At 68.5% G+C, this 12,056-nt stretch carries 12 protein-coding genes and 1 pseudogene; 2 read left to right on the top strand and 11 right to left on the bottom strand.

Going from position 1 to position 12,056, the window contains the following annotated elements:
- The first annotated feature begins 30 nt into the window (after positions 1–30).
- Positions 31–873: a DUF1295 domain-containing protein gene (locus tag ACNPNP_RS18075; protein WP_448967436.1), complete on the top strand. Its 843-nt coding sequence runs from the start codon at positions 31–33 to the stop codon at positions 871–873.
- On the opposite strand, the gene ACNPNP_RS18070 is transcribed toward ACNPNP_RS18075, so the two are convergent.
- The 8 genes from ACNPNP_RS18070 to ACNPNP_RS18035 form a co-directional block, all read right to left on the bottom strand.
- On the bottom strand, positions 862–2,127 hold the full coding sequence (locus ACNPNP_RS18070) for an alpha-hydroxy acid oxidase (protein ID WP_448967435.1): 1,266 nt from the start codon (positions 2,125–2,127) through the stop codon (positions 862–864). The two genes, ACNPNP_RS18075 and ACNPNP_RS18070, sit on opposite strands and share 12 nt — an antisense overlap.
- Before the next feature lie 10 nt (positions 2,128–2,137).
- On the bottom strand, positions 2,138–2,863 hold the full coding sequence (locus ACNPNP_RS18065; protein ID WP_448967434.1) for a FadR/GntR family transcriptional regulator: 726 nt from the start codon (positions 2,861–2,863) through the stop codon (positions 2,138–2,140).
- An 84-nt stretch (positions 2,864–2,947) separates the two neighbouring features.
- On the bottom strand, positions 2,948–3,601 hold the full coding sequence (locus ACNPNP_RS18060; protein ID WP_448967433.1) for a thymidine kinase: 654 nt from the start codon (positions 3,599–3,601) through the stop codon (positions 2,948–2,950).
- Positions 3,602–3,610: 9 nt separating this feature from the next.
- Entirely contained in the window at positions 3,611–5,041 is a 1,431-nt protein-coding gene (gene mqo / locus ACNPNP_RS18055) for a malate dehydrogenase (quinone) (RefSeq protein ID WP_448967790.1), read from the bottom strand.
- Positions 5,042–5,138: 97 nt separating this feature from the next.
- Positions 5,139–6,209: an aspartate-semialdehyde dehydrogenase gene (locus ACNPNP_RS18050; RefSeq protein ID WP_448967432.1), complete on the bottom strand. Its 1,071-nt coding sequence runs from the start codon at positions 6,207–6,209 to the stop codon at positions 5,139–5,141.
- A gap of 43 nt (positions 6,210–6,252) precedes the next feature.
- Positions 6,253–7,539, bottom strand: a complete 1,287-nt coding sequence (locus ACNPNP_RS18045) for an aspartate kinase (protein WP_448967431.1) — start codon at positions 7,537–7,539, stop codon at positions 6,253–6,255.
- A gap of 92 nt (positions 7,540–7,631) precedes the next feature.
- Positions 7,632–8,249: a response regulator gene (locus ACNPNP_RS18040; protein WP_448967430.1), complete on the bottom strand. Its 618-nt coding sequence runs from the start codon at positions 8,247–8,249 to the stop codon at positions 7,632–7,634.
- On the bottom strand, positions 8,246–9,493 hold the full coding sequence (locus ACNPNP_RS18035; RefSeq protein ID WP_448967429.1) for a sensor histidine kinase: 1,248 nt from the start codon (positions 9,491–9,493) through the stop codon (positions 8,246–8,248). Before ACNPNP_RS18035 ends, ACNPNP_RS18040 begins: the two co-directional genes overlap by 4 nt.
- A gap of 95 nt (positions 9,494–9,588) precedes the next feature.
- On the opposite strand from ACNPNP_RS18035, the gene ACNPNP_RS18030 reads away from it, so the two are divergent.
- Positions 9,589–10,041 carry a DUF2871 domain-containing protein gene (locus ACNPNP_RS18030; protein WP_448967428.1) on the top strand — a complete coding sequence of 151 codons (453 nt, stop codon included), beginning with the start codon at positions 9,589–9,591 and terminating at the stop codon, positions 10,039–10,041.
- Here the strand turns inward: ACNPNP_RS18030 and ACNPNP_RS18025 are convergent.
- The 3 genes and pseudogenes from ACNPNP_RS18025 to ACNPNP_RS18015 all read right to left on the bottom strand — a co-directional run.
- Positions 10,010–10,939 (bottom strand): DMT family transporter, encoded by a 930-nt coding sequence (locus ACNPNP_RS18025; RefSeq protein ID WP_448967427.1) that lies wholly within the window; start codon positions 10,937–10,939, stop codon positions 10,010–10,012. The two genes, ACNPNP_RS18030 and ACNPNP_RS18025, sit on opposite strands and share 32 nt — an antisense overlap.
- Before the next feature lie 40 nt (positions 10,940–10,979).
- Complete coding sequence (recR, locus tag ACNPNP_RS18020) at positions 10,980–11,573, bottom strand: recombination mediator RecR (protein ID WP_307358149.1); 594 nt, start codon at positions 11,571–11,573, stop codon at positions 10,980–10,982.
- Positions 11,573–12,056: pseudogene (locus ACNPNP_RS18015) on the bottom strand (DNA polymerase III subunit gamma and tau); the annotation flags it as partial. The pseudogene ACNPNP_RS18015 and the gene recR, both read right to left, overlap by 1 nt.

Raw genomic sequence — 12,056 nt, 5'->3', positions numbered from 1 at the left:
CCAGAGAGGGCCTGGTCGTAGCATTACGGCATGGATCCGCTGACACTCACCATCATCGTCGCCGCGTGCGCCAGTGCAGCGTGCTGGCTGCTGTCCCTGTTCACCCGCAACACCTCGTGGGTGGACCGCGCATGGTCGATCGTGCCGGTCGTCTACGTGTGGATCTTCGCCGTCGCCGCCCTCGCCTCGGGAATCGCGGCGACTCGCCTCGTGATCATGGCCGTCCTCGTCACCGCGTGGGGCGTCAGACTCACCTTCAACTTCGCGCGCAAGGGCGGGTACACGGGCACCGAGGACTACCGATGGGCGATACTGCGCGAGCGGATGCGCCCGTGGCAGTTCCAGCTCTTCAACCTGCTGTTCATCATCGGGTTCCAGATGACGCTGCTCGTGCTCATCACCCTCCCCGCTCACCTCGCGCTGCAGCATCCTGCGCCGTTCACCGCCTGGGATGCCGTGTTCGCGGCGCTCTTCCTCGCGCTGCTGATCGGCGAGACGATCGCCGACCAGCAGCAGTGGAACTTCCACCGGAGCAAGGCCGCCGGCCGCGCATCCGGATTCCTGACCGCCGGGCTGTTCCGCTACAGCCGCCACCCGAACTTCTTCTTCGAGCAGGCTCAGTGGTGGGTGTTCTACGCGATCGGTGCGACGGCGGCCGCGGCATCCGGTCTGGGCTTCTTCGGGGGCGTGCTGAACGAGACGATCATCGGCGCGCTGCTGCTGACCGCGCTCTTCATCGGCTCGACGATCTTCACGGAATCGATCTCGGCATCCAGGTACCCCGAGTACGCGGAGTACCGGCGCCGCACCTCGATGATCGTGCCGCTTCCCCCTCGCACGGCGAAGTGGCGTGAACCGCGATCAGCCGGCTGAGACCTCCGTCCGCGCCGACGACCCTCCCACCGGCACGAGCCGGGTGAGCTGGGTGACATGCGCAGGCTCGAGCTCGGCGAGGGAGGCGACGCCGAGCAGACGCATGGTGCGCTCGATCTCGGTGCGCAGGATGGCGATCGTGCGATCGACGCCCTGCCGGCCGCCGGCCATCAGCCCGTACAGGTATGCGCGTCCGATGAGGGTGAAGTCCGCGCCCAGCGCGACGGATGCGACGATGTCGGCCCCGTTCATGATCCCGGTGTCGATCATCACGGTGAAGTCGTCGCCGACCGCCGCCCGCACCTTCGGCAGCAGGTGGAACGGGATGGGTGCACGGTCGAGCTGGCGGCCGCCGTGGTTGGACAGGACGATGCCGTCGACACCGGCGTCCTGCAGGCGCACCGAGTCCTCGACGTTCTGCACGCCCTTGATGACGATCCGGCCCGGCCAGAGGTCGCGGATCACTGCGAGGTCGTCATAGCTGATCGTCGGGTCCATGGCGGCGTCCAGCAGCTCGCCGACCGTGCCGCCCGTGGTGCTGAGCGAGGCGAACTCGAGCTTCGGCGTGGTGAGGAAGTCCCACCACCACCAGGGACGGGGAATGGCGTTGATGATCGTCCCGAGCGTCAGCTGCGGCGGGATCGAGAACCCGTTGCGCTTGTCGCGCAGGCGGGCGCCGGCGACCGGGGTGTCGACGGTGAAGTGCAGCGTGTCGAAGCCCGCAGCGGCGGCACGGCGGGTGAGCTCGTACGAGATCTCGCGGTCGCGCATGACGTAGAGCTGGAACCAGTTGCGCCCGTTCGGGTTCGCCGCCTTCACGCCCTCGATCGAGGTCGTTCCGAGCGTGGAGAGCGTGAACGGGATGCCGGCGGCAGCTGCCGCACCCGCCCCCGCCTCCTCGCCCTCGGTCTGCATGAGCCGGGTGAATCCCGTCGGCGCGATGCCGAACGGCAGCGCGCTGGGGCCGCCGAGGACGTCGACGGAGGTGTCGACGTCGGGCGCGGGCTTGAAGATGCCGGGGTGGAACTCGACGTCCTGGAACGCCTGTCGCGCGCGCGTCAGCGACAGCTCGCCCTCCGCAGCGCCGTCGGTGTAGTCGAACGCCGCCTTCGGCGTACGGCGCTTCGCGATAGTGCGCAGGTCGTCGATCGTGAGTGCCGCGTCGAGGCGGCGCTTGCGTCCATCGAACTCCGGCTTCTTGAACTTCATGAGCTCGAGGAGTTCTGAGGGCTGGGGAACCTGGCGGGTGACCATGGCCGTCCTTTCAGTGAGGCGGATGTGTGCGGGTCAGACCGGCGGCCGTGTAGTAGCCGGTGATGTGGTCGTGGACGAGGGCGCGCGCGGCATCCGCATCTCCCCCGTCGATCGCAGCGATCAGTGCGCGGTGCTCGTGCCGCAACCGGATCGCCATCGCATCCCAGTCGTCGATGGATGCCGAGCCGGCGAGCACGTACGACTCGATGGAGGTGCGCAGTCCCGCCATCATCGCGGCGATCACGGTGTTGCCGCTGGACTCGGCCAGCGCGAGATGCATCTGCGCGTCGAGCGCGAGGAACTCGCCGGTCGTGAGCCCCTCGGCATCCATCGCGTCGAGCAGCCCGTGGGCCGCGCCGGTGTCGCGGCCGGGGTTCGATGCGAGATCCGACACGACGGCATCCTCGAGCACCAGCCTCGTGCGCACCACGTCGCCCAGCGCGAAGCCCTGTGCGGCCACCTGAAGCCGCAGAAGCGCCGACATGCCACCGGAGGGCGTGGCGATCACGATCGCGCCCGACTGCGGCCCTGAGCCGGTCGCCGTGCGGATCAGCCCCAGGACCTCGAGCACGCGCAGCGCCTCACGGACGCTCGAACGGCCGACGCCCAGATCGGCGGCGAGATCTCGCTCCGACGCGAGCCGGTCGCCGGGGCCGAGGCGACCGTCGAGCAGGTCGCGCTCGATGTGCTCGAGCACGACGCGCCACGCGCGCGGTGTCTGCGCAGCATCCGGCATCGGCATCCTCCATGAGCGATCTCGTGGTCTGACCACAGACTAGCCGCTGTGGTCTGACCACGCAATCCAAATGCAGAGGGCGCTTCAGCCCAGACGCCCGCCGGATTCCTGCAGGTAGCAGTCGCCGCACAGCGACTCGTACGTGACGACGTCGGCCGGGGCGCCGGCCACTGCACCCTCGTCGATCGCCACCTGGTCGCCGTCGAACACGAAGCGCCCGTTGATCACGCGACCATTGAAGACGGCTTTGCGTCCGCAACGGCAGATCGTCTTGAGCTCCTCGAGCGAGTGCGCGATGGCGAGCAGACGTGCCGAGCCAGGGAAGGCGTGGGTGAGGAAGTCGTTGCGGATGCCGTAGGCCATCACGGGAATGCCGTCGACCACGGCGATCCGGAAGAGGTCATCGATCTGCGCGGGCGTGAGGAACTGCGCTTCGTCGATGAGCAGGCAGGCCACATCGATCGGTTCGCCGGGGATCAGCCCCTCGTCGTTGCGCTGCTGCATCCGCGCCCGCTCACGCTGGAACAGCGCACGCGCGTCACCGTCCGGCGGGATGAGGAAATCGACCTCGCGGGTCATGCCGAGGCGGCTCTCCACCTGGTTCGCACCCTTGGTGTCGATCGCCGGCTTGGCGAGCAGCACGTGCTGCCCGCGCTCCTCGTAGTTGTACGCCGCCTGCAGCAGTGCCGTGGATTTGCCGGAGTTCATCGCCCCGTAGCGGAAGTACAGCTTCGCCACGGTGCGCTGCTACCTCGAGATGCCGAGGGCGGCCGCCGTCGCCGTCATGGACTCGTCCGCAGCGGCCGGGTTCTCGTTGAGCTTCTCGCCGTAGGTCGGGATCAGTTCGCGCAGTGCAGGCTCCCACCCGGCGTACTGCTCGGGGAAGCACTTCTTCAGCAGGTTCAGCATGATCGGCACGGCCGTGGACGCACCCGGCGATGCACCGAGCAGCCCGGCGATCGAACCGTCGGCAGCGGAGACGACCTCCGTGCCGAACTGCAGCACGCCGCCCTTCTCCTGGTCCTTCTTCATGACCTGCGCGCGCTGACCGGCATCGATGAGCGACCAGTCCTCGTCCTTGGCGGTGGGCATGAACACGCGGAGGCCGTCGACCTTCTTGCGGTGGTTCTTGAGCAGCTCGCCGACCAGGTAGGTGATCAGATCGGGGTTGGCGAACGCGACCCGCAGCATCGGCCACAGGTTGTGCGTGCGCACCTGGCTGACGATGTCGAACATCGAGCCGTTCTTGAGGAACTTCGGGCTGAACGTCGCGAACGGACCGAACAGCAGCGACGCCTCACCGTCCACCACGCGCGTGTCCAGGTGCGGCACCGACATGGGCGGCGCGCCGACGGATGCCTGCGAGTAGACCTTCGCCTTGTGCTGGGAGACGACAGCGGGGTTCGTCGTCTTGAGGAACTGTCCGCCGATCGGGAAGACGCCGTACCCCTTGATCTCCGGGATGCCGGAGCGCTGGAGAAGTTTCAATGCCCAGCCGCCGGCGCCGACGAAGACGAACTTCGCGTTGAGCTCGCCCGGCGTGTGCCCCAGTGCCCGCCGGTACGACACACGCCAGCTGCCGTCGTTCTGCTTCTTGAGCTTTCGCACTTCCTGGTTCGTGCGCAGTTCGACGCCACTGGCCGCGAGGTGATCGAAGAGCTGATGCGTCAGTGCGCCGAAGTCGACGTCGGTGCCGGCCGGAACCCTGGTCGCCGCGAACGGCTCGCCCTTGCGCCGCTTCTGCATGAGCAGCGGGGCCCACTGGTTGATGACGCGGGAGTCCTCGCTGTACTCGATGCCCTCGAACAGCGGCTGCTCCTTGAGCACCTCGTAGCGCGCCTTGAGGTAGGCGACGTCCTTCTCGCCGCGCACGAAAGTCATGTGCGGGGTGGCGTTGATGAACGTCGACGGCTCATCGAGCACGCCCTTGGAGACCAGCGACGACCAGAACTGGCGGCTCTGCTGGAACTGCTCGTTGATCGAGACGGCCTTGGCGGGATCGAGCGGTCCGCCGTCGCTCTGCGGCATGTAGTTCAGCTCGCAGAGCGCCGCGTGGCCCGTGCCCGCGTTGTTCCAGGGGTTCGAGCTCTCCTGGGCGACATCGGACAGTCGCTCGAAGGCGACGATCTTCCAGTCGGGCTGGAGTTCGTGCAGCAGAGTGCCCAGTGTGGCGCTCATGATGCCACCACCGATGAGGACGACGTCGACGGATTCAGTCACCAGACCAGTCTAGTTCGCCCTCCCGCAGCCGCGAACCACCGCCGGATCGTCGACCCTACGCCGCGACGCTCAGTCGCGCCCCGACGATCTCTGCGATCTGCACGGCGTTCAGCGCGGCACCCTTGCGGAGGTTGTCGTTGCTGACGAACAGCACGAGCCCCCTGTTCTCGGGTGCGGACTGATCGGCGCGGATGCGGCCGACGTAGCTCGGGTCGTTGCCGGCGGCCTTGAGAGGCGTCGGCACCTCTTCGAGCACGACGCCGGGAGCTGCGGCGAGCACCTCGGCCGCGCGCTGGGGGGTGATGTCTCGAGCGAACTCCGCGTGGATCGACAGGGAGTGCCCGGTGAAGACGGGAACGCGCACACATGTTCCGGCGACCCGGAGCTCGGGCAGCTCGAGGATCTTGCGGCTCTCGTTGCGGAGCTTCTTCTCCTCGTCGGTCTCGTTGAAGCCGTCGTCGACGATCGATCCGGCGAGCGGGATGACGTCGAAAGCGATGGGTGCGACGTACTTCTGCGGTGCGGGGAAGTCGATGGCCGAGCCGTTGTGGACCAGTTCCAGGACGCCGCCCTGCTCGATGGCGGACTCGACCTGGCCGAGAAGCTCCTGCGCACCGGCGAGCCCCGAACCGGAGACCGCCTGGTACGTGCTGACGATGAGCCGCTCGAGACCGGCCTCAGCCGCGAGCGGCTTGAGGACGGGCATGACGGCCATCGTGGTGCAGTTCGGGTTGGCGATGATGCCCTTGGGGCGCTCATCGATCGCATGGGGGTTGACCTCGCTGACCACGAGCGGGACCTCTGGGTCGTTCCGCCAGGCGCTGGAATTGTCGATCACGACAGCACCGGCGGCCGCGAAGCGCTCCGCGTAGGCGCGGCTGGCCGTGGCGCCCGCGGAGAAGAGCGCGATCTCGATGCCGGCGGGGTCGGCCGTCTCGACGTCCTCGACGATCACGTCGACTCCGGCGAACGCGATCGACGTTCCGGCGGAGCGCGCGGAGGAGAACAGCCGCAGCTCACGGATCGGGAACGAGCGCTCCGCGAGAATCTCACGCATCACGGTGCCCACCTGGCCGGTGGCGCCGACGATGGCGACGGAGTGTCCTGAGTCGGAGATACGGGTCATGAAAGGCTCTTCCTACGGGGTTTGGGCGAGTCTATCGCGGGTTTCAGCGGCCGGTGCCGGCGTGCACGACGGCCTCGTCCTCGCCGTCGAGACCGTATGCGGTGTGCACGATGCGAGCGGCGTCGGCGAGGTCGGAGCCACGCAGCACGACCGAGATGCGGATCTCGGAGGTGGAGATCATCTCGATGTTGATGCCGGCGGTCGACAGCGCTTCGAACAGGGTGGCCGAGACACCGGAGTGCACCCGCATGCCGGCGCCGACGACCGAGAGCTTGCCGATCTGGTCGTCATGGATCAGGCTGTCGAAGCCCACATCGGACTGCTCGGCGGCGAGCGCCTTGAGCGCCGTTGACGCGTCGCCCTTGGGGAGCGTGAACGAGATGTCGGCACGGCCGGTGGCGGCTGCCGAGACGTTCTGCACGATCATGTCGACGTTCGCACCGGACTTCGCGACGATCTTGAAGATCTCGGCGGCCTTGCCCGGCACGTCCGGCACGCCGACGACGGTGATCTTGGCCTGCCCCAGCTCTGTCGCGACACCTGCGACGATCGGCTCTTCCATGGCTTCTCCCTCGGTTTCGCGGGGGTTCTTCATGCCCTCGCCCAGAACGTACGTGCCTTCGCTCGATGTGAACGTCGAGCGGGCGTGGATGAGCACGCCGTGCCGGCGTGCGAACTCGACCGCGCGGATGTAGAGCACCTTGGCACCGTTGGCCGCGAGCTCCAGCATCTCCTCGCTGGAGACGTGATCGAGCTTCTGCGCACGCGGTATGACCCTGGGGTCGGCGGTGTAGATGCCGTCGACGTCGCTGTAGATCTCGCAGACGTCCGCGTCGAGCGCGGCGGCGAGCGCGACGGCCGTGGTGTCGGAGCCGCCACGGCCCAGCGTCGTGATGTCGCGGGTGTCGCGGTTGAACCCCTGGAACCCGGCGACGATCACGATCGCACCTTCGTCGAGCGCTTCGCGCAGCCGCACCGGCGTCACGTCGACGATGCGTGCGGAGCCGTGGTGGTCGTCAGTGATCATGCCGGCCTGGCTGCCGGTGAACGAGCGCGCGTCGAATCCCATCGAGTGGATCGCCATCGCCAGCAGCGCCATCGAGATGCGCTCCCCGCTGCTGAGCAGCATGTCCATCTCGCGCGGCGCGGGGATCGGGGCGACCTCGTTCGCCAGCTCGAGCAGCTCGTCCGTGGTGTCGCCCATCGCGCTCACCGCGACGACCACGTCGTTGCCCGCGCGTCGCGCGTCGACGATGCGCTTGGCGACGCGTTTGATGCTCTCGGCGTCGGCGACGGAGGAGCCGCCGTACTTCTGCACAATGAGGGCCAACGTACTCTCCCTGGGATCTCGGGCGGATCCGCCCACGGCCATTGTACTTTCGACGCGTATTCCGCTCCGCGTATGTGACGCTCGCGCAGTCTTCAGAGCAGGCCGAGCCGCCGAGCCTCGCTGGCCGCAGCGGTGCGGCTGGCGGCTCCCAGCTTCTCAAGCAGGTGCACGATGTGGGTCTTGACGGTGGATTCGGAGATGTACAGTCGCGAGGCGATCTCCTTGTTCGCTGCGCCCTCGTCGACCAGCATCAGCACGTCCCGCTCGCGTTCGGTGAGCGTCACGCGGGGCGCGCGCAGCGCGGCGATCAGGCGTTCGTCGCCGCCCGGCGTGAGCACCATCGCCCCGGCTGCCGCGTCGATGATCGCGCGCGCGATCGTGTCGTTGTCGACGTCCTTGAGCAGATAGCCGGCCGCACCGGCCTCGAGTGCACGGATGATCTGCGCATCGTGGTCGAAGGTCGTGAGGATCAGCACGGCAGGAGGATCCGGCATCCGTCGCAGCGCCGCGGTGGTCTCGACGCCGTCGATGCCGGCCCCCAGGCGCAGATCGCACAGCACGACGTCCGGATGCAGCCCCGGTGTCAGCGCGAGCGCCTCCTCGCCGGTCGAGGTCTCCCCGACGACGCGGAATCCCCTCGCCTCGATGATCGAGCGCAGTCCGGCACGGACGACCGGATGGTCATCGATCAGCAGCACACGCACGCTCATGGCCGGCTCTCCCCTGATGCCGGCGATGCGGAACCCGGCGCCCCGGTGCCAGGCACCGCCGGCACCGGCACCGCCGGCGCCGTCGTCACCGGCACCGTCGCGACGAGCGATGTGCCCTCGCCCGGAGCAGAGCGCACTTCGAGTTCGCCGGCGAACTCGCGCAACCGCGATCGCATCGCGGCGAGGCCGTACGACGATCCGCCCGGTGTTGCTGCGGGCTCTGAGAATCCGACGCCGTCGTCCGTGACGGACAATCGTGCAGACGGTCCGGCCATCGACAGTTCGACGCCGACCGTGCCGGCTCGCGCGTGCCGGCGCACGTTCGCGAGCGCCGACTGCGCGACGCGCAGGAACACCACCTCGACCGGCGTCGGAAGATCGGGGAGCGCAGGATCCACCGCGAGCGAGACCTCGATCCCTGTGTCTGCGCGCAGCGCCTGCAGCATCCGCTCGATCGCCGCGGTGAGCGCCGATCCCTCCAGTTCGGCCGGCGCGAGGGCCGCGACGATCCGGCGCAGGTCGGTCAGCGAATGCTGGGCGAGGGATTCGATCTGCGGCATCCGTCCCGCATCCGCACTGCGCGCGAGCAGGACCATCGAGCTGAGCTCCTGTGCGATGGTGTCGTGCAGATCGCGGGCGAGCCTGGTGCGCTCCTGCGTCGCACCGGCCTCGCGCTGGGTGTGCGCGAGCTCCTCCTGGAGTGCCGCCATCTCGTCACGGGCGCGCACCAGCGATGCGATGAGGCGGTCGCGCTCGACGGCGTCTCGCAGCAGCGCGTCGTAGCCGAGCGAGATCGCGAGTGCGAACCCGCCGCCGAGCAGCGGACCGGCGATGTGCGCGAACGAGACCGGCGCCTGATGCAGGATCGGCGCGAGGATGGCCGCGGCGAGCACGGGCGCAGCGAAGGCGACCGATGCCCACGCACGCAGCAGATGCCCGGCGAGCAGCAGCAGCGGGAAGGACAGCCAGACGAACTCGGCGGAAACCGCGAGCATCACGACCCAGATGATGCCGAGTCCGAACAGCCACCAGCGGGAGAAACGTCCACGCGCGAATGCGGCGCCGGCTCCGTACCAGGCCAGGAACACACCGGGGAGCAGCAGCGCGAGAAGCAGCGGCGCGTCGACGGCCGCGGCACGGAAGGCGGTGACGACGGCGAGCAGCACGGTGATCAGATGCAGGGCGAAGCGCGCGGAGCGCAGCATCCGCCCCCGCGTGGGGTCGGTGACCGCTGGCTCTGACATGCTCCGATTCTCCCCCTTCCGCGCTCCGAACGCCCGGCGGCGAGATCGATCATTCGATGGATCCCGTCGGCAGAGGCGACGATCAGGCTGGAGTCATGACTCACGACACCGTCTCCCGCACCGCTTCACGTTCCGCCCAGCTCCTGCTTCTGCGTGCGATCGCCGTCTACACCGTGGCGGGCCTCGCCGCCGGACTCTTCTACCGCGAGTTCACGAAGGCCAACGGCCACCCAGAAGGGCTGATGGGCCAGTTGGGACTCGCTCACACGCACATCCTCACGCTCGGCTTCATCGCCTTGCTGATCGTGCTCGCGCTCGAGAAGGTGTTCGCCCTGTCGGCGAGCAGACTGTTCCGCTGGTTCTTCTGGATCTACAACGCCGGCGTCGTGCTGACCTCGGCGATGCTGGTGTGGCACGGGATGCTGCAGGTGCAGGAGCTGGAATCGTCGAAGATGATCGCCGGGATCGCCGGAGTGGGGCACATGCTCGTCGGCGCAGGGCTGGTTCTGCTGCTGCTCAGTCTGCGGACGGCGATCCGTCGGGCATGACGGGACGGCGGGTGCGAAGGCGCCCGCCCGTCGCGGCGAACCAGCATCCGGCGAGGATCACGGGGAAGCCGATCAGCAGTCCCGGCGTGATCGGCTCCGCGAGCACGATCGCACCGAGCACGATCGCGACGACGGGGTTGATGTACGTGAACAGGGGCGCGCGCACCGGTCCGACCTCGCGGATGAGTGCGAAGAAGGCGATGAACGCGACGGCTGTGCAGACGACTCCGAGGAGGACCAGCGACACGGTGGAGCGGATCGTCGGCACCTCGTGCTGGGTCAGGAGCGCGGCGGGCAGATACCCGAGGCCGATCGCGAACAGAGCGAGTGTGATGGTGCCGATCGAGGGGACGTCCGCGAGCTTGTGCGCGATGATGAACGGCGCGATGGCGTACAGCAGCGCCGTGAGCAGGATCTCACCGATCGCGAAGACGCTGGCCTGACCCTGCGGGAACAGGCCGGGGCCCGCTACGACGACGCCGACGCCGATGAAGCCGAGCAGGAGTCCGCCGAGGCGCACAGGCGCGAGCACGCTGCGGTCACCCCGCATGAGGGCGATGATGACGGCGAACAGCGGCACGGTCGCCACCAGGAGTCCGGTGAGCCCCGAGGGCAGCTGCGTCTCGGCATGACTGAGCAGCAGGAACGGTCCTGCCATCTCGACCAGACCGAAGGCGAGCACCCACGGCCAGTGCTTCCAAGCCGCCTTCAGCGCGCCGCTGCGGATCGCGAAGGGCAGCAGGACGAGTCCACCCAGAAGCGTACGACCGGCGACGACGGCGGGCGGCGCGAAGGAGTGCACCGCCTCCTTGATGAAGAGGTAGGTGATGCCCCAGACGAAGGCCATGATCGCGAAGAGGATCCATCCTCTGCGTGTGAAGCCTCCGCGAGCGTTCATCCGGCCGCTGCCGCGGTGATGCCGGCGACGGGCAGGATGATCACAATGTCCGCCGGCCTTCGAAGGCGCGACCGAGGGTGACCTCGTCGGCGTACTCGAGGTCGCCGCCCACTGGCAGCCCCGACGCCAGTCGCGACACGGTGATCTGCATCGTGGTCAGCAGTCTGCTGAGATAACTGGCTGTCGCCTCACCCTCGAGATTCGGGTTCGTCGCGAGGATGACCTCCTGCACCGTGCCGTCCGCGAGACGCGACATCAACTGCGTGATGCGCAGGTCATCGGGTCCGACCCCTGCGATCGGGCTGATCGCCCCGCCGAGCACATGGTAGAGCCCGCGGAACTCCCTGGTGCGCTCGATGGCCGAGACGTCCTTGGCGTCTTCCACCACGCAGATCAGCGCAGGGTTGCGGCGCGGATCGCGGCAGATCGCACACCGGTCCTGCTCGGAGACGTTGCCGCAGATCTCGCAGAACCGCACTCGCTCGCGCACGTCGGTGAGGAGCTCGGCGAGGCGGGCGACGTCGAACGTCGGTGTCTGGAGGATGTGGAACGTGATGCGCTGCGCCGACTTCGGGCCGATGCCGGGAAGGCGCCCGAACTCGTCGATGAGCTCCTGAACGATGCCGTCGTACATCAGGCGAACCTCGTCGGCGGCTCATAGGGCTCTTCCCGCACGAACGTCGCACCGAGCACCTGGCGGATCACGGCCTCGCCGTAACGCTGCACACCGCCGGCGGCAGCGGAACGCTCGGTCGCGACGGGTGCGGAGCGCGGCGGTGCGGACTGCTGCGCCGGCCGCTGCGGCGCGGACTGCTGCGGGATGGTCGGCGGCTCGTAGGGCGGCTCGTCGTCGTCGGGGGCATCGGCGTCATCCGGCAGAGGCGGCACCTCGTCATCCACCGCTCCGTCCTGCGGCGGCTGGGGAGCGGACGCCGCGGACTCGACCTCAGCGGGTTCGTCGTCGACGGGGAACTGCGGCTGCGGAGCCGCCGGCGTCGGAGCGGAGCTGGGGATCGCGGCGACGGCCCATTCCGTCACGGATGCGGTCGCGGACGCGGATGCGGATGCGGCAGGCTTCTGCGGCGGCGCCGTGCGCCCCGGCGCCGGAGCAGCCGAC

Source organism: Microbacterium xerophyticum (assembly GCF_053543555.1).
This window is presented reverse-complemented; position numbering and strand designations above follow the sequence as displayed.